Below are 23,298 nucleotides of genomic sequence, written 5' to 3'. Positions count from 1 at the left end.
TGAACATGAAACTCTATAACTTTTTCCGTAGCGGCACCTCGCACCGGCTGCGCATTGCGCTCAACCTCAAGGGCCTGGACTACGACTACGTGGCGGTGGATTTGCGCAAGAACGAACACCAGGGAGCGGCCTTCAAAAGCCTGAATCCGCAGGGTCTGGTGCCCGCGCTGGTAGATGCAGACCAGGTGCTGACACAGTCCGTGGCCATCATCGAGTGGCTGGAAGAGCGCTACCCCACGCCTGCGCTGCTGCCCACCGATCGGTACGACAGGGCCCGTGTGCGGGCGTTGGCAGCGGTGGTGGGCTGCGACATCCACCCGGTTAACAACAAGCGCATTCTGGACACACTGCGCACCAGTTTTGGTGCAGACGATGCAGCCATCAACCACTGGTGTGGCACCTGGATCAGCGATGGCTTTGATGCGTATGAAGCCCTACTGGCGGCAGGTACCCAGCGTGCAGGTTACAGCTTTGGCGGTACCCCAACAATTGCAGATGCCTACCTGATCCCACAAATTGAGAGCGCGCGCCGCTTCAAGGTGGATTTGGGACGCTGGCCGCTGATCATGGAGGTGGATGCGACCTGCAACGCCCTGGAGGCCTTCCAGCGGGCAGCACCCATGGCGCAACCCGACGCCTAGCAATTGGCTTAGCATCTGCCTCTTCTTGAAGGATCAGCCATGCAATCCCTCTTCTTTTCCACCCAGGCGGATCGGATTGCACTGGCGCGTCAGCGCTATTTTGAAGAGGGTGAGTTGCCCTCGGGCATAGTTAGTGATGCCGTGTTCCAGTCCTGGGCCCGATGTCTGCGGCAAAAACAGGACCCGCGCGCGCAGCTGGAGTTTCAACCAGTCTCCGCCAGCCGGTCGCAGCTGGCGCTGCAAAAGAACCGCCTGCTGCGCGATGCCTGGCTGGCAGAAGCCAGCGAGCTGGACGCAGTGTTGGGGGCTACGAACTGTGGTGCCATGTTGGCCGACCCCAGCGGCGTGCTGATCGGGGCGACCTGTTCCCGGCGTGTACATGAAAAGATCACGCCGGTGGCTCATCGCATCGGTGTCAATTTCGCAGAAGAGGCCGTCGGCACTACTGCGCCCGGTATTGTTGCGCGGACCGGCAAGCAGGCGTGTGTACAGGGTGCAGAGCACTTCTCCGAGAGTGTCAACTTTATGCATTGTGCGGCAGCTCCGATACGTGACATCCATGGCAATCTGGCCGGTGTGCTGGACATCTCTAGCGAAGGAATTGCCTTTAATTTTGATGTGGCATCGGTAGTGGGTCTTTACGCGTCTTCGATCGAAAACCGTCTGCTGGTGTCGCAGTCCAATGAGCACCTGATCGTGCGCTTCCAGATTTCCCCTGCCATGCTGGATACCCCCTTGGCCGGTCTGATGGGCGTGGACATGCAGGGGCACATCGTCTGGCGCAATGCTGCTGCCTCCAGGCTCTTGGGTATGCGACCAGAGGGCGAACAGACCGGGCACAGCAAAGTGGACGAGATTTTGCAAAGCAGCTTTGCGGAACTGGCCTCCGTCCGTGGTTCCAGCCATTCCTTGTTGCGTCTGCCCAATGGGCTGCAGGTGCATGTCCGTTGCGAACTACAGGCGCGTGACGGACGCCCGCAAGTGTTTGCTGTCGGGAACTCTGCACCAGTCGCGCGGGCAGAGTACACCCGTACGGATGTTGTGCTGCCAGCAGTGAGCGCGCCGGAGGACACGTCGGTGCCGCCTTCGGTAGCACCAGTGGAGCCGGCAAGCCTGCGTGATGCCGATGTGGATTTGATTGCCAGAACGCTCAAAGAGTGTGGTGGCAATGTATCTGCAGCGGCTAAAAAACTGCGGGTGTCTCGCGGACTGATTTACCGCCGGATTCAGGTGGCGTAAACCGCAATAGCACACGGCCTGCGGGCCCGGTGCTCACTACCGTTTGGGCGGCAGTTGTTCTTATATGGAACAACCCGCGTCTAGGGAAATCCCGATGTATTTGAATCTTTAGCAAGTTTCTAAAGTTGGCTTCAGTGGCGCAGTGTGTGCGCATGGCAAGTGCCACTGGAGACAACATTTTTAACCACTATTCCTTCAACTTGCATGACTATGAATACCCATCCAATCGACCCGAATGCCCCCTCGGACGGCTTGCTGGAGCACCTGGAACGTGCCCTCATTGCAGGCCGCATGAGCCGCCGCGGCTTTATGCGTGCTGCCGCTGTCGCTGGCTTCTCCACCGTAGGACTCAGCGCCTTGGCGGACGAGCTGGACGCCATTCGCGCCAACCAGAATGAACGCAGCGCTAAACCGCAACTATCCTACGACTATGTAGTTGTGGGAACGGGCTCTGCCGCCTGCGCGCTGGTAGGCCGGTTGGCAACCCGCAAGGAAGCCTCCATTCTCATGATCGAGGCGGGCGACTGGGATGTCGCCCCCTCGGTGATGGACCCGACCGTCTGGTTTACCAACCTCGGCTCCGAGCGCGACTGGAAGGACGTAGCCCTGGCCGCACCCAGCACCAACAACCGCGCCATTCCTGAACACATGGGCCGAGTGGTAGGGGGCGGCAGCAGCATCAATGCAACCGTCTGGGCCCGCCCTTTCAAAGCCGATCTAGAGTTTTGGGCCGAAGCCAGCGGCGACCCCGCCTGGGGCTACGAGTCCGGGCTCGAAATCTACCGGCGTATGGAAAACTGGCAAGGTGCGCCAGATGCCCGCTACCGCGGCAAGAACGGACCTGTCTGGTGCCAACCGGCCAAAAACCCGCACCCCGCAGCACCTGCCATGCTGGAGGCTTGCCGTTCCCTGGGCTATCCGGTGTTTTCCGACCAGAATGGCGTGCGCGAAGAGGGCGGCATTGGCTTCGCGCTGATGAATCAGATCATTCGCGACGGCCGTCGCCAGAGCATGGCCCGCTCTTACCTCTACCCGATTCTGTCGCGTCCCAATGTCACCGTCATGGTCAACACCCATGTGGATCGTTTGACCTTTTCCGGCACCAAGGTCACGGGCGTTCAGATTGCCACCGCAGCTGGGCCGAAAAACATTGGTGCTAACACCGAAGTGATCGTCAGTGCCGGTGGTATCAACACACCTAAGTTGCTGATGCTCAGCGGTATTGGCGACGATGCGAAGCTGAACCAGCACGGTATTAAGACCTTGGTCGATGCCAAGGAAGTAGGGCGTAACTTTCAGGACCACATTCTGCATGGCGGCTGTATCTGGGAGCCTAAAGAGCACATTCCACACCGCAATAGCGGGGCCAATGCAGCCGGCTTTCTCAAGAGCCAAGCGTCACTCGTATCGCCAGACGTCAACCTGGTGCAGATCGAGCTGCCTTATGCCAGCGATGTGGTCGGCAAGGAATATGCACCTCCAGGCACAAGCTGGGCGCTGTGCGCTGGCCTGGTGGCACCCAAGAGTCGTGGCGAGATCCGCTTGAGCTCGGCTAACCCGGCTGATCGCCCGGTAGTTGATGCCCGCTTCATGAGCCATCCGGATGACGTCAAGGCTTTGGCTTTTGGCATCGAAGTCTGCCGCGAGATAGGCAATTCGGCCGCCATGAAGGAGTTCGTCAAACGCGAAGTGGCACCCGGCAAGAAATTGACGGGCAAGGCCATGGAAGACTTTGTGCGCAATGGTGCCACCACCTATTTCCACCAGTCTGGCACCTGCCGTATGGGCAAGGATGCCGAGGCCGTGGTGGACTCCAAGCTGCGCGTCAACGGTGTGCAGGGCCTGCGCATTGCCGATAGCTCCATCATGCCGCGCATTGCCGGGGTGGCCACGATGGCGACCTGTGCCCTGATTGGTGAACGTATGGCCGACATCCTGACCGAGCGCGGCTGAAGTCGCATAGATCAACTGAACACTTTTGCATCATTCAACCAAGGAAGACAACATGGAATCCCAACTCATTATTGACAACCAGTCGGTCGCCGCCAAGTCAGGGGCCACCTTCACCCGCAGTCACCCCCAAACCGGAGAAGTGGTGACCCGTGCCGCTGCAGGTGGCGTAGAAGATGCGTTGGCCGCAGTCAACTCGGCTCAGACCGCCTTCCTGAGTTGGCGCAAGAGCGCGCCGTCCGAGCGCCGCCGCTTGCTGCTCAAGGCCGCCGACGTGCTGGAGTCCAAGACACCGCAATTCATCGAAGCCATGGGCGCGGAAGTGGGGGCTTCCGGGCTATGGGCCGGTTTCAACGTGTACCTGGCCGCCAACCTGTTCCGCGAGGCCGCCGGCATGGTGACCCAAATCCAGGGTGAAACGATTCCCACCGACAAGCCAGGTGCACTGTCCATGACCGTGCGCCAGCCCGTCGGTGTGGTATTGAGCATCGTGCCCTGGAATGGGCCTGTAGTGCTGGCCGCCCGTGCCATTGCTTACCCGATCGCCTGTGGCAATACCGTGGTGTTCCGTGCTTCGGAAGCCAGCCCTAAGACTCACACGCTGGTGGCCGATGCGCTGGTGGAAGCGGGCTTCCCACCGGGCGTGTTGAATGTGCTGACCAACGCACCCCAAGACGCACCGGAAGTGATTGATGCGCTGATTGCGCACAAGGCCGTGCGCCGCATCAACTTCACCGGTTCCACCCGTGTCGGCCGGATCATTGCGCAAAAAGCGGCCACCCAGTTGAAACGCTGCCTGCTGGAGTTGGGCGGCAAGTCGCCCCAGGTGGTACTGGACGATGCCAACATTGACGAAGCCGTGAAGGCCGCAGTGTTTGGCTCCTTCCTGTACCAGGGCCAGATTTGCATGTCCACCGAACGCCTGGTGGTGGACGAGGCCGTTGCCGACGAGTTTGTCGCAAAGTTTGCGGCCCGCGCCAAGGAACTGGTCATGGATGACCCTCGTGTGAACCCCGCCTGCGTGATCGGCCCGATGGTGTCCAGCGAATCGGGCGTCCGCTTGAATGCCATGATTGACGACGCCTTGTCCAAGGGCGCAATCCTGGCGTGTGGTGGTAAGGCCGAAGGCGCCATCATGCCGGCCACCATCATGGACCACGTCAAGCCCGGCATGAGTATTTATGGCGATGAAACCTTCGGCCCTATTACCACCGTGGTGCGTGTCAAAGGCGTGGAAGAGGCTATTGCCGTTGCCAACGACAGCGACTATGGCCTGTCGGCGGCCGTTTTCGGGCGCGATGTGACTCGGGCACTAGATGTGGCTATGCGCATTGAGTCGGGTTCGGTGCACGTCAATGGATCTACCGTGCAAAACGAAGCCCAGGCCCCTTACGGTGGAACCAAGAACAGCGGATATGGCAAGTTTGATGGACGAGCGGTGATCGACGAATTCACCGAACTCAAGTGGATCACCATTGAGCCGTCGATGCAGAACTATCCGGTCTAACTGGGGGTTAGCGGTGGGGCGCTCGGGCTCCACGGCCCCATCCATTCCAGCAGCACATTGGCTGTCATTGATCCATCGTCCCAAGGCGGGCGAGGGGGTTAACTTTTCAAAACTAACAGGAGACACAAGTGAATACTTACAACAATCTAAAGTTGGCAACACTGGCCACTGCGATCATGCTATCGACCTTGGGTGGTGCGGCACATGCTACCGAGGGCGGTGGTGGTGTCTACCCCAATGGCAATGAAAGCTATTTGGCAGGCGCATTGCCACCCCCCGGTACCTATTTTTTAACGTATGCATCCCACTATGAAGCATCGACGTTACGCGATAACAGCGGAAACAAGATTCCGCTGAATTTCAATGTGCGGGCGGACGCGCTGGCCTTGCGGGCGGTGCATGTCACGCAACAGCAGATATTGGGTGGGCAGTTGCTGTTTCACGCGATTGCTCCCTTGGTCAACCTTAAGGTGCAGGTGGGGGCTGCTAACAACAGTACCACCGGTCTCGCGGACATAGTGTTCGGTACGGGACTGGGCTACCACGCATCGGACAAGTTGCACTATGTGTGGGCTGTGGATGTCACAGCGCCAACGGGCAGCTATGACAGTAACAAGCTAGCCAATCTTAGTCGGAACTACTGGAACATTGAGCCGGTATTTGCGCTGACCTATGTTCAGCCAATGGGTTTCAATGGGGACGTAAAGATCATGTATGACTTCAATGGAGTTAACAACGCAACCAACTACCGTTCCGGACAAGAGCTGCATGCCGACTTTGCCGCAGGGTGGGCCTTGGGCAACGGATGGACTGTCGGTGTTGGCGGCTATATCTATCAGCAGACCACGGACGACCGACAGAATGGTGCAGCCGTTTCCAATAACAAGGGCCGGGCGTATGCTTTCGGTCCCTCCGTCAAATACGACAGTGGCAAGGGTTGGTTCCTGACAGCCAAATTTGAGCAGGAATTTGGCGTCGTTAACCGTGCGGAAGGCTCAAGCTTTAAGATCAAGGCGCTTTTACCCTTTTAATTGAAGCATCGAGGGTTTGAACTGACTCTCTGAAGTTCGTTCACCTTTGAATAGTCACCGCCGGGCGTCAGCGCCGTGATGACCATTCCAGCCTACCGCACCCGGATTCACCGAAAAAGGCGGCTCGTCGAGTTCCTGACCATTGCCTGAGGCCGCCAGATATTCGGCCACGAGGCACAGGGTGTAGGGTAGGTTGGGTCAGCATCGCTAGCACCTGCCTCGTTTCCAACAAAATGGGGCCGCTCTTGCAGGTCAGCTATTTAGGTCGGTACCGTTGTTTGCGGATGGTGCTTCCGCGTCAGTCGCCAGACTGGACGGGAAGGCATTGGTCTGGAAGTCGAGCCACGGCGGGTTCTGGGCATACATCTCAGCGATGAGCTGTTTGATCGCCACGAGATACCACGAGTCGTCGTTGAGCCGGTGGCTGAGGATGATGGGCGAGGTCGCTTTCTCGTCGGCAATCAACCGGTAGACGAGGTCCGAGCGTAGCCGCGCGGCGGCCGGCACGATGCACAACCCCACCTCTGCTGCGACTAGGCCCAACGCGGCATGCAGCTCGCGCACTTCATGAACTTCGGCCAGCTTGACGCCCTTCTCATGCAGCATGCCCAGAACGTGGTCTGCAAAGCTGGGGCGGGGCTCCTTTGGAAACACGATCAGTTTGGGGGACTCCAGGTCCTCCAGGTTCACCGGCTCCTTCTCAGCCGCCAACGGCCAGGCGGGCGGGATGGCCAGCACCAGCCGTTCCTCGCGCAGCACCGTGCGTGCCACCGAGGTGTCGTTGCTTCGAATGCGACCGAACCCCAGGTCGATGCGCCCGGACTTGAGCTCACTGATCTGCTGGATCGACCCCAGATCGACCAGGTGGACGTCGGTATCGGGGTAACGCTGGCGAAACATCCGCACCAGCATGGGCAAGCCGCCGTAAAGGGTGGATGGGACGTAGCCGATGGAAATCGATTGCCGCTGGTTGCGGCTCGCCTGCCGCGCCGTGTTCTTCATCTGGTCGACCCGGTGCAGCACCTGCAGCGACTGCTCGTAGAACAACCGGCCTGCCTCGGTCAGTCGCACCGGGCGGCTGTTGCGCTGGATGAGCTGGACTTCCAGTTCCTCTTCTAGCAGCTGGATCTGGCGGCTGAGCGGCGGCTGCGCAATATGCATCTGCTCCGCAGCGCGCGTGAAGTTCTTGGTGGTGGCCACCGCCACGAAGTATCGGAGTTGGCGCAAATCCATAGGGGAAAACCATACCTATTTATGCATGAAGAACTCTAAGTCATTGTTTTTAAATGAAAATTTTGCCTATTATACCTATTAGGTATCACATCAGATGAATTCGGTGTTGGCCTGCCAACGCCTGTAATCGTCCAATACAGCCCATGCAACATACTTCCTGTCAACAAGCCGCCGCCAGCCCCGTCGTCATCGAACGTGTCGAGACGATGCTGGTCGATCTGCCGACGATCCGTCCGCACAAACTGTCGATGGCCGTCATGAACGGACAGACGCTGATGCTTGTGCGCGTGCGCTGCTCGGATGGCACGGTCGGCATCGGCGAGGGCACGACCATCGGTGGTCTGGCCTACGGTGCTGAATCTCCCGAGGGGATGAAGCTGGCCATTGACACCTACTTCGCCCCCCAACTCATCGGCGCGGACGCCAATCGCGTGCCCGCGTTGATGAATCGCCTGAACACCGCCTTCCGCGACAACCGCTTTGCCAAGTGCGCGATCGAGACCGCGTTGTTCGACGCGCTGGGTCACCGCACGGGTCTTCCTGTTTCAGAGCTGCTAGGCGGACGGCTGCGTGACCGGTTGCCGGTGGCGTGGACCCTGGCTTCTGGCGATACCGGCCGCGACATCGACGAAGCGCAGCGCATGCTGCAGTTGCGCCGGCACCAGATTTTCAAGCTCAAGATCGGTCGCCGTTCGGTTCGCGAAGACGTTGCGCATGTCGCAGCAATCAAGAAGGCGTTGGGCGACCTGGCTTCGGTGCGCGTGGATGTGAATATGGCCTGGAGCGAGCTGGAGGCCCAGCACGGACTTGCAGGCCTGGTAGACGCCGGCTGTGAACTGGTAGAGCAACCTGTGGCTAGCGTCGATGCATTGGCACGACTCACCGGCAAGTACCCGATCGCGGTGATGGCCGATGAGTCGCTCATGGGGCCGGAAACCGCCTTTGCACTCGCGCAGGTCGCCGGTGCCAACGTGTTTGCCATCAAGACCGAACAATCTGGTGGCTTGCAGGCGGCCCAGCGCGTGGCGGCCATTGCCGATGCGGCGCACATCGAGTTGTACGGCGGCACGATGCTGGAGGGGGCGGTCGGCACGATCGCCTCGGCCCACGCGTTCTCGACTTTCCGCGAGTTGCATTGGGGTACCGAACTGTTCGGCCCGCTGCTGCTGACCGAAGAAATCCTGGCACAGCCGCTTGAATACAAGGACTTCCACCTCACCGTGCCCACGCTGCCCGGACTGGGCATCGTATTGGACGAAGACCGAGTCCAGCACTTCCGCCGCGACCGCACACGCACAACCGTCGGCCCAGCCGCAACCTCGCTGACCTGAGCAGGATTCAGCGCCGCAGAGCGTATCCCGCGCGAACCATTACCAACCACCCCACGAAACGGAGACATCCATGAGCGCTCAAATCTTCAATACATCGGAAGTGCAGGAATTCCTGCGTCTGGCCACCGGACTGGACCAGGATGGTGGCAGTCCCCGGACCAAAAAGATAGTCCACCGCATTCTTTCCGATCTGTTCAAGGCCATCGAAGACTTGGACGTCACCCCCGACGAATACTGGGCTGGCATTGCTTATCTAAACCAGCTCGGTGCCCGCGGCGAGGCGGGCCTGCTGTCGCCGGGCCTGGGCCTGGACCGGTACTTCGACATGCGCATGGATGCGCAAGACGCGGTGTTAGGTGTCGAGAACGGCACGCCGCGCACTATCGAGGGACCGCTGTACGTGGCAGGCGCACCCGTGGAGAAGGGCTTCGCACGGCTGGACGATGGCAGCGACAAGGCCGGCCACACGCTCGTCATGCATGGCACGGTCTACGGCGCCAATGGCAAGCCGGCTCCCAACGCCACGGTCGAGGTCTGGCATGCCAACACCAAGGGCTTCTACTCGCATTTCGATCCCACCGGTGAGCAACAGCCCTTCAACATGCGCCGTACCATCGTCACCGACGCGCAGGGCCGCTACAAGTTCCAAAGCATCGTGCCCGTGGGCTATGGCTGCCCACCGGACGGCCCCACGCAGGCGCTGCTCAACCAGTTGGGCCGCCACGGCAACCGTCCGGCGCACATCCACTTATTCGTCACCGCCGACGGGCACCGCAAGCTGACCACGCAAATCAACATCGACGGCGATCCGCTGGTGTTCGATGACTTCGCCTACGCCACGCGCGAAGGCCTTGTGCCTCCGCTGGTGGAGCGCACGGACGCTGCCAGCATCCAGGCCAATGGCCTCGCCGGACCGTTCGCCGAGATCGTGTTCGACATCCGGCTCAGCGCACTGGTGCAGGGCGTGGACAACCAGATCGTCGACCGCCCCCGCCTGGCCGCCTAAGCGCGGACCCGCTGCGGCGCAGGCCGCCGCAGCAGTCGCCCCCCCCCATTCCCGTTGGTCAGAACCGCGACGTGCGTCGTGGGGGATGACCTCAGCCCAAAGAGAGCTCACACCATGAACACGACCGCAACCACCGACACCTACGGCGATGTCGAAAAGCTGCTGGACAGCGCCTTGCAGGACGACAAGGACGCCGGCGTCTACCGCTGCCGCCGCGACATCTTCACCGACCCCACGCTGTTCGAGCTGGAGATGAAACACATCTTCGAAAGCAACTGGGTCTACCTGGCGCACGAGAGCCAGATCCCCGCAATCAACGACTACTTCACCACCACCATCGGCCGCCAGCCCATCGTCATCACACGCGGCAAGGACGGCAAGCTCAACGCGGTGATCAACGCCTGCGCGCACCGCGGCGCAATGCTATGCCGCAAGAAGCACGGCAACAAGGGCAGCTTCACCTGCCCCTTCCACGGCTGGACCTTCAATAACACCGGCAAGCTGCTCAAGGTCAAGGACGAAAAGACCACCGAATACCCAGTGCAGTTCAACAAGGAAGGTTCGCACGACCTGAAAAAGGTGGCGCGCTTCGACAGCTACAAGGGTTTCCTGTTCGGCAGCCTGAACGCCGACGTGCAGTCGCTGGAAGATTACCTGGGCGAGACCAAGGTCATCATCGACCAGATCGTCGACCAGGCGCCCGATGGGCTGGAGGTGCTGCGCGGCAGCTCCTCCTACACCTACGACGGCAACTGGAAGCTGCAGATGGAAAACGGCAGCGACGGCTACCACGTCAGCTCCGTGCACTGGAACTACGCCGCCACCATGGGGCGCCGTGCTGAGGGTGGCACCAAGGCCGTTGATGCCAACGGCTGGAGCAAGAGCGTGGGCGGTGTCTACGGCTTCGAGAACGGCCACATCCTGTTGTGGACCAAAACCATGAACCCGGAAGTACGCCCGGTCTACAACCGCCGCGAAGAGCTCAAGGAGCGTCTGGGCGAGAGCAAGGCAGAGTTCATCGTCAGCCAGACACGCAACCTGTGCCTTTACCCCAATGTGTACCTCATGGACCAGTTCTCCACGCAGATCCGCGTGACGCGACCCATCAGCGTGGACAAGACCGAGATCACCATCTACTGCTTCGGCCCCAAAGGCGAGAGCGCAGAAGACCGTGCCGTGCGCATCCGCCAGTACGAAGATTTTTTTAACGTGTCAGGCATGGGAACTGCCGATGACCTGGAAGAGTTTCGCTCCTGCCAGACCGGCTACGCCGGCAAGGCCGCACCATGGAACGACCTCAGCCGCGGTGCGCCGCTGTGGGTCGAGGGGCCCGACGAGAACGCCAAAAAGATGGGCATGAAGCCCTTGATCAGCGGAGCGCGCAGCGAGGACGAAGGCTTGTTTGTATGCCAGCACGACTACTGGGCCAAGGCCATGCACAAGGGTGTGCAGCAGGAACGTGAAGGAGCGCAGTCATGAGCGCAAACCTTGCAGCCATCTGCGCTTTCCTGTACCGCGAGGCGCGCCATCTGGACGATCGCGAGTTCGAGCCTTGGCTCGAACTCTACGCTCTCGATGTTGAATACTGGATGCCGGCCTGGGACGATGACGACCAGCTCACCGAAGACCCGCACAGCCAGATCTCGCTCATCTACTACCCGAACCGCAACGGGCTGGAAGACCGGGTATTCCGCATCAAGACGGAACGCTCAAGTGCGTCCATGCCTGAGCCGCGCACCAACCACATGCTCACTAATGTAGAGGTGCTGGAGGACCGTGGCGACGCGGTGGACATTCGCTACAACTTCCACACGCTAAGTCACCGTTACAAGAAGACTGACCACTACTTCGGCACGATCTACGTGACGTTGCGCCAAGGCGGCGAAGCCGGCTACCTGGTTGCGCGCAAGAAGATCGTGCTGAAGGATGACTACATCCGCCAGGTCGTCGACATCTATCACCTCTGAGATGCGGGGAGACACACGATGAAAAACTACCATATCGCCTTGAACTTCGAGGACGGCGTCACCCGCTTCGTGGACTGCGGCGCCAACGAGAAGGTGCTGGACGCCGCATTCCGCAACCGCATCAACCTGCCGATGGATTGTTCCGACGGTGTTTGCGGCACCTGCAAGTGTCGCGCTGAGAACGGCAGCTACGAGCTCGGTGACAACTACATCGACGAGGCGCTGACGCAGGACGAGGCCGACGAAGGCCTGGTGCTGACCTGCCAGATGATTCCCAAGTCGGACTGCGTGATCTCCGTGCCCGTGCCGTCGACCGCCTGTAAGACCGGCACCGCGCAGTTCAGCGCCGCCGTCGGTGAGGTGACGCCGTTCGGTGACGCCGCCTATGAGCTGGTGCTCGACGTTGCAGCCGAGGCACCCGTATTCCTGCCCGGCCAGTACGTCAACATCGACGTACCGGGCAGTGGCCAGCACCGCTCCTACTCGTTCAGCTCGGCGCCGGGCAACAAGCGCATGACGTTCATGATCAAGCAGGTTCCTTGTGGCCTCATGAGTGGCTGGCTCAGTGGCGCGCAGGCTGGGCAGCCGCTGCAGATGACCGGTCCGCTGGGCAGCTTCTATCTGCGGGCCGTCACGCGGCCCTTGCTGTTCCTGGCGGGCGGCACGGGGCTGGCGCCGTTCCTGTCTATGCTCGAGGTCCTCGTACAGCAGGGTACGCAGCAACCCGTGCACCTGATCTACGGCGTCACGCGCGACCAGGACCTGGTAATGGTGGACCGGCTGGTCGAATACGCGCGCCGTATTCCAGGCTTCACGTTCGGCACCTGTGTCGCAGACCCACAAACGGTGCATGAGCACCAGGGCTATGTGACGCAGCACATGCCCGCACAGGTGCTGCACAGCGGCAACGTCGACGTGTACCTGTGCGGCCCACCGCCCATGGTGGACGCCGTGCAGAAGCACTTCAAGGCCGCAGACATCACGCCGGCCAGTTTCCACTACGAAAAATTCACACCCAACCAGATGGTGACCGTATGAAAACCGCACAACGCTTTCAAGACAAGGTGGTTTTGGTCACCGGCGCGGCCCAAGGCATCGGACGCGGGGTAGCGCTCGGTATTGCGGCCGAAGGCGGCCAGGTATTCGCCGTGGACCGATCGGATATTGTGAACGAGGTCGTGACGCAGATCCGCGTGGTCGGTGGAGCCGTCGCCGCGGTGCAGGCCGATCTCGAGACCTATGCTGGCGCGCAGCATGCCGTAGCGCAATGCTTGGCGCGCTTCGGCCGCGTCGACGTGCTTGTCAACAACGTGGGCGGCACGATCTGGGCCAAGCCCTACGAGCACTACGAAGAGCAGCAGATCGAGGCTGAAATTCGCCGCTCCCTGTTCCCCACGCTGTGGTGCTGCCGCGCGGTGCTGCCGCACATGGTGGAGCGTAAGCGAGGCGTGATCGTCAACGTGTCGTCGGTAGCCACGCGGGGCGTGCACCGGGTGCCGTACTCGGCGGCCAAGGGCGGTGTGAACGCGCTGACCGCGTCGCTGGCGATGGAACATACCCACAACGGCATCCGCATCAACGCCACGGCACCTGGCGGCACCGACGCGCCACCGCGGCGCGTGCCGCGCAACCAGGCACCGGCGAGTCAGCCGACCGCGATCGAGGCGCAGTGGTACCAGGGCGTCGTCGACCAGACCAAGGACTCCAGCCTGATGCACCGCTACGGAACGATAGACGAGCAGGTGGCCCCGATCCTGTTCTTCGCGTCCGACGAATCCTCGTACATCACCGGCTCGGTACTGGCCGTCGCCGGCGGCGACCAGGGCTGAGAAGCTACGAACGAACCCCACGACAACACAACGGAGACAAGACATGAAACACATCGATCTGCACAAGCTGGCGGACAAGGCCAGCTTCAATGGCTTCCACAGGGGCGTCCTGCTCTGGTGCGCCCTGATTATCATCTTCGACGGTTACGACCTGGCCGTCGCCGGCATCGCCCTGCCATCGATCATGAAAGAGATGGGCGTGAGCCCGACCAACGCGGGCTTCATGGTCAGCTCGGCGCTGTTCGGCATGATGGTCGGCGCGATCTTTCTGGGCACCATTGCCGACAGGATTGGCCGGCGGCGCGCGATCGCGATCTGCATCGGGCTGTTCAGCGTGTTTACCGCCGCGGCAGGCCTCACCAGCGACCCGGTTACCTTCAGCGTGATGCGCTTTCTGGCCGGTCTGGGTATCGGTGGCGTGATGCCGAACGTGGTGGCGCAAATGACGGAATACTCGCCGCGCAAGATCCGCAGCACCATGGTTACGCTGATGTTCAGCGGCTATGCGGTCGGCGGCATGTTGGCCGCCGCGGTGGGCAAGGGCCTGATCGAGAGCTACGGCTGGCAGTCCGTGTTCTTGGCTGCAGGCCTGCCGGTGCTGCTGATCCCAGTGATCCTTAAAGCCATGCCCGAGTCCATGCCCTATCTCATCAAGACGCAGCAGCTGGTGCGCTTGCAGGAGATCGCGGGGCGGCTGGACCCAAGCTATCGGCCACAGTCGGGCGACTTCTTCGATCTGCCGCAGCAGGACCGCGATGCGGGAGCGCCTATCGGCAAGCTGTTTCAGGACGGCCGTGGCTTCAGCACCGTGATGTTCTGGATCGCCTTCTTTATGTGCCTGTTCATGGTCTATGCACTCAGTTCGTGGCTCACCAAGTTGATGGCCGGCGCCGGCTACACGCTGGGCTCGGCGCTGACGTTCGTGCTGGTCCTGAACTTCGGCGGTATGGTCGGTGCCATTGGCGGTGGCTGGTTGGCCGACCGCTTCCATATTAAGTACGTGCTGGTGGGCATGTATGCGTTGGCCGCAGTATCCATCAGTTTGTTGGGCCACCCGGTGCCCACGTCGGTCCTGTTTCTGCTCGTCGGCCTGGCGGGCGCTTCCACCATCGGCACGCAGATCGTGACCTACGCCTATGTCGGCCAGTTCTATCCCATGGCGGTGCGCGCGACGGGCATCGGCTGGGCTTCCGGCGTCGGGCGCAGTGGCGCGATCCTGGCGCCGATCGTGATCGGTAGCCTAGTCGCCATGGCGCTGCCGCTGGAGCGAAACTTCCTGGCCATCGGGTTGCCGGCGGTGATCGCGGCGGTGGCGGTGTTCTGCATCCAGCACGGTCGTGCCGCGCAAGCGCATGGAGCAGATAGTGCCGTGACGCCGGGCCACCCCGCAGTCGCCGCCAAGTGACCCAGCAGCTTCAACGCAACGCCAAATTTCCCTGAAAGAGACGTTTTCATGATCAACAAGATCGCCAACTCGGTTGCCGAGGCCATGGCTGGTATCCAGGACGGCGCCACCGTCCTGATCGGTGGCTTCGGCACGGCCGGGATTCCCAACGAACTCATTGACGGCCTGATTGCGCAAGGCGCGAAGGACCTCACCGTCGTCAACAACAACGCAGGCAATGCCGAGGCCGGGCTCGCCGCGCTGCTGCAGGCGGGCCGTGTGCGCAAGATCATCTGCAGCTTCCCGCGGCAGGCCGACAGCCAGGTTTTCGACGGTCTGTACCGCGCTGGAAAGCTGGAGCTCGAACTTGTGCCGCAGGGCAATCTGGCCGAGCGCATCCGTGCGGCTGGCGCCGGCATAGGGGCGTTCTTCTGCCCCACGGGGTTCGGTACCGAGCTTGCAGGGGACCGCGAGACGCGTGAGATCGATGGTAAGCACTACGTGCTGGAATATCCAATCCATGGCGACGTGGCTCTGATCAAGGCTGAGACTGGCGACCGCTGGGGCAACCTGGTCTATCGTAAGGCCGCGCGCAACTTCGGCCCCGTGATGGCGATGGCTGCGCAGCGCACCATCGCCACGGTGCACGACATCGTGGGGCTGGGCGCGCTGGATCCGGAGACCATCGTCACGCCCGGCATCTTCGTCAGCAAGATCGTCCAGATCGACCGTGTCGCCACCCAGGCGGGCGGCTTCAAGAAAGCAGCATGACCATGGCCTACCAACGTCGCACCAAGGACCAGCTCGCCGCGCGGGTGGCCCGGGACATCTTCGACGGCGCCGTCGTCAACCTGGGCATCGGCCAGCCCACGCTGGTGGCCAACCACCTGCCCGCCGAGGTGGAGGTGGTGCTGCACAGCGAGAACGGCGTGCTGGGCATGGGCCCGGCGCCAGCCGAGGGCCAGGAGGACTACGACCTCATCAACGCCGGCAAGCAGCCGGTGACGCTGCTGGCCGGCGGTGCCTTCTTCCACCATGCCGACAGCTTCGCGATGATGCGCGGCGGCCATTTGGACATCTGCGTGCTGGGCGCCTTCCAGGTCTCGGCCGATGGCGACCTGGCCAACTGGAGCACCGGTGCGCCCGGCGCCATCCCGGCGGTGGGCGGCGCCATGGACCTGGCCATCGGCGCCAAGCAGACCTGGGTGATGATGGACCTGCTCACCAAGCAGAACGAAAGCAAGTTGGTCGACAAGTGCAGCTACCCCTTGACCGGCCTGGCCTGTGTCAAGCGCGTCTACACGGATCTGGCGACCTTCGCCTGCACGCCGCAGGGGCTGCAGCTGATCGACGCCGTCGAAGGGCTCAGCCGCGAAGCGCTGGAAGGCATCGTGGGCCTGCCGATCGCGCCTATTGCGCCCGCTGCCCCGGCGCGCTTAAACCCGACACTCGCTAACAAAAGAAAAAGCCATGACTGAACCCGTGTTCATCTGCGACGCCGTTCGCACCCCCTTCGGCAAATACGGCGGCGCTTTGTCCTCCGTGCGGCCAGACGATCTGGGCGCCATCGTGCTCAAAGCATTGACCGAGCGCAACGCCGGTGTGAACTGGAGCGCTGTCGACGACGTGATCTTCGGCTGCGCCAACCAGGCTGGCGAAGACAACCGCAACGTGGCCCGCATGTCGTTGCTGCTGGCCGGCCTGCCGCTGCAGGTGCCCGGCAGCACCGTCAACCGCCTGTGCGGCTCCGGCATGGACGCCATCGGCATCGCGGCGCGGGCCATCAAGTCCGGCGAAACCGGCCTGATGATCGCCGGCGGCGTCGAAAGCATGAGCCGCGCCCCGTTTGTCGTGCCCAAGGCGGACTCGCCTTTTTCGCGTGCCAACTCCATTCAGGACACCACCATCGGCTGGCGCTTCGTCAACCCAAAGATGGAGGCACTGCATGGTGTCGACGCCATGCCGGAGACGGCCGAGAACGTGGCCGGAGACTTCAACGTGTCCCGCGAAGACCAAGACCTGTTTGCCTGGCGCAGCCAGGCCAAGGCTGCCGCGGCGCAGAAGGCCGGCCTGTTCGCCGCCGAGATCGTGCCGGTGGCTGTGCCGCAGCGCAAAGGCGAGCCGCTGCTGGTGAGCGTGGACGAGCATCCGCGCGAAACCACTCTCGAAGCGCTAGCCAAGCTCAAGCCCGTGGTGCGGCCGGGTGGCACCGTCACGGCGGGCAATGCCAGTGGCGTCAATGATGGCGCTTGCGCCGTGCTGCTGGCAAGCGAGGCAGCAGCCAGGCGGCACGGCCTCACGCCGCGTGCCCGCGTGGTCGGCATGGCCACGGCCGGCGTGGCGCCGCGCATCATGGGCATCGGCCCCGCGCCCGCTACGCAGAAGCTGCTGGCGCAGACCGGCCTGACCCTCGCGCAGATGGATGTGATCGAGCTTAATGAGGCCTTCGCCTCGCAGGGCCTGGCCGTGCTGCGCCAGTTGGGCCTGGCCGATGACGACGCCCGCGTGAATACCTATGGCGGTGCCATCGCGCTGGGTCACCCGCTGGGCGCCAGCGGCGCACGCCTGGTGACCACCGCCATCCAGCAGTTGCACCGCACGGGCGGCCGCTACGCACTGTGCACCATGTGCATCGGTGTGGGGCAGGGTATCGCCTTGATCGTCGAACGAGTTTGAAAGTCAAAGCCATGCCGCAACCCAACCATTCGCCACCTATCTCGCTGGACACCACGCGCGGCACGTTCCGCGTTGCCGTCGACGGCGATGCCGCCGCTCCTGCGCTGATCCTGTCCAACTCGCTGGGAACCACGCTGGAGATGTGGGATCAGCAGGTGGCCGCGTTCTCAGAGAAGTACCGGCTGATCCGTTACGACGCGCGCGGCCACGGTGGTAGCCCGGTTACGCCAGGCCCCTACAGCTTCGCGGACCTGGGGCAGGACGTTCTGGCCGTACTGGACGCCTTGGGCATTGGACGGGCGGCGTTCTGCGGCATCTCGATGGGGGGCCACACCGGCCTGTGGCTGGGCATCTATGCGGCCAGCCGGTTTAGCGCCATCGCGGTCTGCAACAGTGCCGCCAGGATCGGCACGCCACAAGGGTGGAACGAGCGGGCGGCGATGGTCCGCGAAGGCGGTCAGGCCAGTATGCAGGCGCTGGCTGAGTCGTCACCCGGCCGGTGGTTCAGCGCGGATTTTGTCAGCGCGCATCCTGCGGAGGTGCAACGCGCACAGGCCTGGATCGCCGGCATCGCGCCGCAAGGCTATGCCGCCTGCTGCGAGGCCCTGGCGGTATCGGATTTGCGCCACGAACTGGACCGCATCACCACGCCCACGCTGTTACTGGCGGGCTCATTTGATCCGGTCACGACCGTGGCCGATGCCCAGGCCATGCAGGCGGAGATTGCCGGTGCGCAGCTGGCGGTGGTACCTGCGTCCCATCTTTCCAACCTGGAGGCACCCCGCGCGTTCGACCAGGCTGTGCTTCACTTCCTCGCCAATCCACAACCCGCTTCCTGACCGACAAGGATTTCCCCATGCTGTATCTCGTTCACATGATCGTCAACATCCCGTCCACCCTCGCGCCCGAAGAGGCTGCACGCATCAAGGCCGAAGAGAAGACTTACTCGCAGCAGCTGCAACGCTCCGGCAAATGGCCGCACCTGTGGCGCGTGGTGGGCGAATACGCCAACTACAGCGTGTTTGACGTGGCCAGCAACGACGAATTGCACGAGGCGCTCAGCAATCTGCCGCTATTCCCGTTCATGCAGATCACGGTCACCGCGCTGGCCAAGCATCCCTCGTCCATCGTGTAGCCATTTGCCACGCACCGAAGTCAAGGAACTCAATATCGGCCTGGACTGGTACCGAATGAGTCAACACAGCGTACAGCGATGGATCAGCCTTCGCTCTCGCGAGCGTGATCCCGCTCAAATAATCCGCTGATCAAAAGCTCTGCGGAGTACCGCTCCTTCTCAAGCGATTCGATGGTCAAGTTCAGCGCCTCAAGCGCAGCACGCTGACTGTCAGTCTCTTCACCACAGGCTTGAATCGAGGCAATTTGCTCGATCAATTTCTTGAACAGCATCCGAAGCTTCTCAAAATGGTGAGCCACGATCGGTTCATTTGCCATCGAGAGCAGGGTGGAGTCCAGCCTATCGAGCGATCGTTGGAAAACTTCTGCGCGGTGGATGGCGGCGAAATAGCGCCGTTGAAGCCGAGGATCCATGAGGTAGTTTCGAACCTCAGCTATGTTCGCGAAGACGTCGACAAGCACAAATGCGAGACCGGCCCGACCTCGATGCATCCTCTCCTCCTCCAAGCGTTGGGACGCTGCAATCTGCATTCGGGTAACGAACACGGCACCGACGATTGCGCCGATCGATCCGACCGCCTGAACCCAGCTTGCCCACTCGGACTTGTTCAAATCTGCGAGAGAGCCGCACAACACCAGCGCCAAAAGCGCGGCAAAGCTCAACTCGATCATTCTCAATTTCGACACGGCGAGTCCCCCTGTAACTTGATCGTACGAGACGCGATGGCCCGGCCAAAGTCTACGGTTTGCCTGCCGGAAACCCAACATGTCGACGGAAAGCGCTCAGACCTATGGTGCACCGTCGGATTGCCGGGTGTACCGATTGAGGCGAAGAAAGATCACCACCTCGCGTTGTGGACGGCGACCAAAGGTCAGCTAATGGCGCGCTATGCAAGCGATCCACGGGCCAAAGGACACGGCATTTACGTGGTGTTCTGGTTCGGCCAGCCATCAAATATCCCTGTTTCGCCTTCCGCCACCCGTCCCACGACGCCGCAGGAACTTGAGATGATGCTGGAGGCTAGATTGACGGAGGAAGAGCGGCGGATGGTCGCGATTCATGTCATCGACTGTTCGGTTCATCAGGGGAGTCCTATTCAACTCGTTGGAAGATGAAACTGGGGAGGGGCAGGTTATCTGCTGGAAAAGTGTGCGCAAGGCACAGCGCGTGGTGGTTCTGCGATCGCGGTTGCTGGCGGTCCATGGGCGCTGGTAGCGGGAAGGGGGCGTGATGAACCTGATTGCGCAGAAGTTTGCGGTTCTGACATCGCTTCTGGGTGGGCTGGATACGGCTAGTCGGGATTTCAAATGAGGATGGGCGCACTGACCTGCCTTTTCTTGGAGAAAACGCTCAACCCAGAACAAGACGGTTAAACCAATGGAAGCCGAAGCAAACTCTTGAGTCTTTAGTTGGCTTACTATTTAAAAAACAATATCAATGCTTGCTTTTGCTGGATTAGTAGCATTTCTGCACGGTAGTGTCAAGGGTGGTTTTTTATTTTGTGCTCCCAGATCGTGGAACCGGCATTACAAAGTGCATGCCAACGCGTCGTGCTGGACGGCGCTTTCTTCGGTGTTTTGGCGGGGCGTGCACAGCGTACGCAGGGCTACCTCCTTCAACACCCCGCGCATCCAGCGCTGAGCCTCAGCGTGGTGGTTGCGGCTATGCCAGATTTGGTAGAAGCGCAGCGGGGGAAAGTCGATAGGGCATGGCACCACGACCAGCGGCAGGATGCGGGCATAGTGTTCCGCGAAATGGCGGCTGATGGTAAAGATCAGATCGGTGCCAGGCAGCAAATGGGGGGCCATACTGAAAAATGGCACTGTGACGCGGGCGTTGCGCGTTACCCGCAGGTGGGCAAGATGCTTGTCGATAACGCCCCGGTGCGCGGAGGAATAGGGTAGTGGTACGACATGCGGAGCGTGCAGGTATTGCTCGCGGCTCATGCGTTCGCGCGCCAGCGGATGCTCTGTGGCGAGCAGGCAGACAATGTCATCCTCCAGCAAGGGCGCCATGTGCAGATGTTCTGGCGGCTCGGGCCAGTTGCCAATGACCACGTCCAGTTCGCCATTGGCCAATGCCTGCTCGAAGTCATAGCCTGGCCCCAGAGGATGCACGGTCAAGCGTGCATTGGGCGCCTGGCGCCGCAGGCTGCGGGTCACGCCAGCCAGAAACACGGTAGACAGATAGTCTGGGCAGCCAATCTTGAAAACCTGCTGGGTACTCTGGGGGTCGAACCTTTCACCCACGGTGAATAGCTGGTCGATTTCCGCCAGCGCGGTGCGGGCGGACCCCAGTACTTCCAAGCCGCGCGGCGTAGGCACCATGGCGTTGCCGCTGCGTACCAGCAATTCATCCTGAAAAACCAACCGAAGTTTCCGCAGTGCCGCGCTGATGGCTGGTTGCGACTGGTTCATGCGGATCGCCACGCGGGTCAGATTGCGCTCTGACAGCAGGGTCACCAGTACACGCAGCAGATAGGTATCTAGCGGGTCATTGGGGCGTGCCATGGTGCTCTTCTTTTAGGGGTCTGCAGGAAAAGCAATTCTTATGCCGGTTATATGAAGTCGGCTGTGGCGAGAAGGAGGCCCGTTCCTAGACTTCCGCCCATCGCGTTCCAGCAGCGCAGAAGTTTTTCCGCTTGAACTCTCCTCGACTTTCCCTCTGCAAAGGACTTTTATCCATGAAGAAGCTACCCATCATTTTGTCCATGGCGGCATGCACATCGGCTGCATTTGCGCAATCCACGGTTTCTATTTCCGGTACGGTCGATCTGGCCGTGCGTAGCGTGGACAACGGTGCTGTCAAACAAACCCAGATGGTGCGCGACGGCATCAACAGCTCCCGGCTACGCTTCATCGGCACTGAAGACCTGGGCGGTGGCTTGAAGGCTGGCTTCTGGCTGGATATGCCCGTGCGTGCGGACGATGGCACGGGGGCGTCGGTGTTCTGGGAGCGCCGCTCCACCGTCAGCTTGTTGGGCTCTTTCGGTGAATTGCGGCTGGGCCGTGATGCCGCGTTGCAGAACTCCGGCCCCGGTGACTTCGATGCATTCAACGGCAAAGGCGTGGGCAATGTGATGAATCTCGCCACTCCGCGCAACTTCTCCAATGCCACCACATTTACACGCGTCAACAACGCCGTGTCGTATTTGTTGCCCAATGTGCTGGGCGGGTTTTATGGCCAAGTCCAGCTGGCCCCAGGCGAAGGTGTGATCGGGGCCAAGCACTCTGCATTTGCGCTGGGCTACAAGGACGGGCCTCTGGAAACCCGGTTTACCTATGGACGGACCCATGTGGACAGTGTGGCTGTCGTGAACACCATTACGGGCGCCAGCACGGCCACCGCGGCGTCCGGGAGTTTTACATACGCGGTGCTGGGCAGTTCCTATGACTTTGGTCGAGCCAAGCTGATGGGCTCGTTGATCAACTGGAATTCGGCCGAGGCGGTAGCCGGTTCGCGCAAACAATTTACCTACAACATTGGCGCCATGGTGCCCATCGGCAGCGGCTCACTGAATGTTGCCTACACCCACGCGAACCGTTCGGGTCTGGGTAGCGATGCGCAGGACGCCAAGCAGTTTGCGGTGCAATACATCCACAGTCTTTCCAAGCGCACAGCGGTGTACGCCAGCGCCGCGCGCATCAAGCAGGATGCATTGGCTACTACCAGCAATGCGCAGTACAACATGGATGGAACCAACCTGGTTGGTCGCAGCGGAACGGGCTTTGACTTTGGGATTCGGCATAGCTTCTAAGTATCTAAGCACGACCCTGACCTGAGGCTACTCGTCCTATGTGCCTCATGCTCGGCCGATCCTGAGCTTGTCCGCGGGGGGCGGCGCAGCAAGCCTTTGGCGTCGAGGGCGTGCCGGATCAATCCGGGATAAGGCAGGCCTCGACCACTTGCAAGCCATTGTCCCGCGCGAAGTTCAGCGCGAAGTCCCAAGCCATTACATCGTAGTCGCGCAGGTCGTGGTGCAGGACCACGCATTTCACGCCATTGATGGTGGTGGGGACGCACCAGGGGGAGTAGCTGAGATGGCTGCCCGGCTGTGCGCCACCGGGACGAAACTGGCTCAACACACCGGCGAGTCGCTCGGCCCAGTCACTCGGGCGAAAAGTTTTTCCGTCGCAGGTAACACCCTGGATAAATACTTCTTTGGCTGAGTTGGAAACCATCGGGTGGGGCTTTTCAGAGGTGGTTGGAGTGTCCTAGAGCAGTCCCATCGTGGGGCCGTCCATGCCACAACCAATGCGTTAATGATAGCGCCAATGGCACTGGTTGGGTGGGCTTGCTGCAGTGCACAATAATTGTATCTTATATAAGACTTGGCTATTTTCGGGCGGGCTGTCAGGTGAGTTCTGGC

Annotated in this window: 23 protein-coding genes; 19 read left to right on the top strand and 4 right to left on the bottom strand. The window is 61.2% G+C overall.

The genetic code is table 11. The annotated features are described in order from the left end of the window. Positions 1–5: 5 nt before the first annotated feature. The 5 genes from maiA (at position 6) to BLT66_RS06285 (ending at position 6,368) form a co-directional block, all read left to right on the top strand. On the top strand, positions 6–641 hold the full coding sequence (gene maiA, locus BLT66_RS06305; RefSeq protein WP_092757046.1) for a maleylacetoacetate isomerase: 636 nt from the start codon (positions 6–8) through the stop codon (positions 639–641). 39 nt (positions 642–680) lie between these two features. After that, on the top strand, positions 681–1,880 hold the full coding sequence (locus tag BLT66_RS06300) for a helix-turn-helix domain-containing protein (protein ID WP_092756732.1): 1,200 nt from the start codon (positions 681–683) through the stop codon (positions 1,878–1,880). 210 nt (positions 1,881–2,090) lie between these two features. Further along, entirely contained in the window at positions 2,091–3,833 is a 1,743-nt protein-coding gene (locus BLT66_RS06295; protein WP_092756731.1) for a GMC family oxidoreductase, read from the top strand. A gap of 52 nt (positions 3,834–3,885) precedes the next feature. Then, a complete protein-coding gene (locus tag BLT66_RS06290) occupies positions 3,886–5,337 on the top strand; it encodes an aldehyde dehydrogenase (protein WP_092756730.1) in 1,452 nt (483 codons plus the stop codon). Positions 5,338–5,465: 128 nt separating this feature from the next. After that, the gene (locus tag BLT66_RS06285; protein ID WP_255406790.1) at positions 5,466–6,368 is read left to right on the top strand and encodes a SphA family protein; all 903 of its coding nucleotides are present in this window, start codon (positions 5,466–5,468) and stop codon (positions 6,366–6,368) included. A gap of 252 nt (positions 6,369–6,620) precedes the next feature. Here BLT66_RS06285 and BLT66_RS06280 read toward each other — a convergent pair whose 3' ends face one another. Further along, positions 6,621–7,601 (bottom strand): LysR family transcriptional regulator, encoded by a 981-nt coding sequence (locus BLT66_RS06280; RefSeq protein WP_092756729.1) that lies wholly within the window; start codon positions 7,599–7,601, stop codon positions 6,621–6,623. Between the two features lie 143 nt (positions 7,602–7,744). Here BLT66_RS06280 and BLT66_RS06275 point away from each other — a divergent pair, with 143 nt between their 5' ends. From BLT66_RS06275 to catC, 12 genes are all read left to right on the top strand, one after another. Further along, positions 7,745–8,932, top strand: a complete 1,188-nt coding sequence (locus BLT66_RS06275) for a muconate/chloromuconate family cycloisomerase (protein ID WP_092756728.1) — start codon at positions 7,745–7,747, stop codon at positions 8,930–8,932. A 70-nt stretch (positions 8,933–9,002) separates the two neighbouring features. Then, positions 9,003–9,938: a catechol 1,2-dioxygenase gene (gene catA, locus BLT66_RS06270; RefSeq protein ID WP_092756727.1), complete on the top strand. Its 936-nt coding sequence runs from the start codon at positions 9,003–9,005 to the stop codon at positions 9,936–9,938. A gap of 114 nt (positions 9,939–10,052) precedes the next feature. Beyond that, positions 10,053–11,417: a Rieske 2Fe-2S domain-containing protein gene (locus BLT66_RS06265; RefSeq protein WP_092756726.1), complete on the top strand. Its 1,365-nt coding sequence runs from the start codon at positions 10,053–10,055 to the stop codon at positions 11,415–11,417. Beyond that, positions 11,414–11,905 carry a benzoate 1,2-dioxygenase small subunit gene (gene benB / locus BLT66_RS06260; protein WP_092756725.1) on the top strand — a complete coding sequence of 164 codons (492 nt, stop codon included), beginning with the start codon at positions 11,414–11,416 and terminating at the stop codon, positions 11,903–11,905. The genes BLT66_RS06265 and benB overlap by 4 nt, the downstream gene beginning before the upstream one ends. Positions 11,906–11,923: 18 nt before the next feature. After that, positions 11,924–12,943, top strand: a complete 1,020-nt coding sequence (gene benC, locus BLT66_RS06255; protein ID WP_092756724.1) for a benzoate 1,2-dioxygenase electron transfer component BenC — start codon at positions 11,924–11,926, stop codon at positions 12,941–12,943. Then, complete coding sequence (gene benD, locus BLT66_RS06250) at positions 12,940–13,734, top strand: benzoate diol dehydrogenase BenD (protein WP_092756723.1); 795 nt, start codon at positions 12,940–12,942, stop codon at positions 13,732–13,734. Before benC ends, benD begins: the two co-directional genes overlap by 4 nt. Positions 13,735–13,777: 43 nt before the next feature. Next, the gene (locus BLT66_RS06245) at positions 13,778–15,139 is read left to right on the top strand and encodes an MFS transporter (protein WP_092756722.1); all 1,362 of its coding nucleotides are present in this window, start codon (positions 13,778–13,780) and stop codon (positions 15,137–15,139) included. A 48-nt stretch (positions 15,140–15,187) separates the two neighbouring features. Continuing rightward, positions 15,188–15,889, top strand: a complete 702-nt coding sequence (locus BLT66_RS06240; RefSeq protein ID WP_092756721.1) for a 3-oxoacid CoA-transferase subunit A — start codon at positions 15,188–15,190, stop codon at positions 15,887–15,889. Beyond that, positions 15,886–16,596, top strand: a complete 711-nt coding sequence (locus BLT66_RS06235; RefSeq protein ID WP_092756720.1) for a 3-oxoacid CoA-transferase subunit B — start codon at positions 15,886–15,888, stop codon at positions 16,594–16,596. The genes BLT66_RS06240 and BLT66_RS06235 overlap by 4 nt, the downstream gene beginning before the upstream one ends. Further along, positions 16,589–17,794, top strand: a complete 1,206-nt coding sequence (gene pcaF / locus BLT66_RS06230; RefSeq protein ID WP_092756719.1) for a 3-oxoadipyl-CoA thiolase — start codon at positions 16,589–16,591, stop codon at positions 17,792–17,794. The genes BLT66_RS06235 and pcaF overlap by 8 nt, the downstream gene beginning before the upstream one ends. 11 nt (positions 17,795–17,805) lie before the next feature. Further along, entirely contained in the window at positions 17,806–18,633 is an 828-nt protein-coding gene (pcaD, locus tag BLT66_RS06225) for a 3-oxoadipate enol-lactonase (RefSeq protein WP_092756718.1), read from the top strand. Between the two features lie 17 nt (positions 18,634–18,650). Further along, positions 18,651–18,929, top strand: coding sequence for a muconolactone Delta-isomerase (gene catC / locus BLT66_RS06220; RefSeq protein ID WP_092756717.1), 279 nt, complete (start codon positions 18,651–18,653; stop codon positions 18,927–18,929). Between the two features lie 83 nt (positions 18,930–19,012). On the opposite strand, the gene BLT66_RS06215 is transcribed toward catC, so the two are convergent. After that, the gene (locus BLT66_RS06215) at positions 19,013–19,600 is read right to left on the bottom strand and encodes a hypothetical protein (protein WP_092756716.1); all 588 of its coding nucleotides are present in this window, start codon (positions 19,598–19,600) and stop codon (positions 19,013–19,015) included. A 51-nt stretch (positions 19,601–19,651) separates the two neighbouring features. Between BLT66_RS06215 and BLT66_RS06210 the strand changes: the two genes are divergently transcribed. Continuing rightward, on the top strand, positions 19,652–20,044 hold the full coding sequence (locus BLT66_RS06210; protein WP_143029149.1) for a hypothetical protein: 393 nt from the start codon (positions 19,652–19,654) through the stop codon (positions 20,042–20,044). Between the two features lie 411 nt (positions 20,045–20,455). Here BLT66_RS06210 and BLT66_RS06205 read toward each other — a convergent pair whose 3' ends face one another. Next, positions 20,456–21,439, bottom strand: a complete 984-nt coding sequence (locus BLT66_RS06205) for a LysR substrate-binding domain-containing protein (RefSeq protein ID WP_092756714.1) — start codon at positions 21,437–21,439, stop codon at positions 20,456–20,458. 173 nt (positions 21,440–21,612) lie between these two features. Between BLT66_RS06205 and BLT66_RS06200 the strand changes: the two genes are divergently transcribed. After that, positions 21,613–22,686 carry a porin gene (locus BLT66_RS06200; protein ID WP_092756713.1) on the top strand — a complete coding sequence of 358 codons (1,074 nt, stop codon included), beginning with the start codon at positions 21,613–21,615 and terminating at the stop codon, positions 22,684–22,686. 118 nt (positions 22,687–22,804) lie between these two features. Here BLT66_RS06200 and BLT66_RS06195 read toward each other — a convergent pair whose 3' ends face one another. Beyond that, positions 22,805–23,110, bottom strand: coding sequence for a DUF3579 domain-containing protein (locus tag BLT66_RS06195; protein ID WP_092756712.1), 306 nt, complete (start codon positions 23,108–23,110; stop codon positions 22,805–22,807). Positions 23,111–23,298 lie beyond the last annotated feature (188 nt).

This window comes from Rhodoferax sp. OV413, assembly GCF_900104385.1.
In the GTDB taxonomy this organism is placed as follows: Bacteria; Pseudomonadota; Gammaproteobacteria; order Burkholderiales; family Burkholderiaceae_C; genus Rhodoferax_B.
Note: the sequence above shows the minus strand (reverse complement) of the source record. Positions and strands in the feature narration are given on the sequence as shown.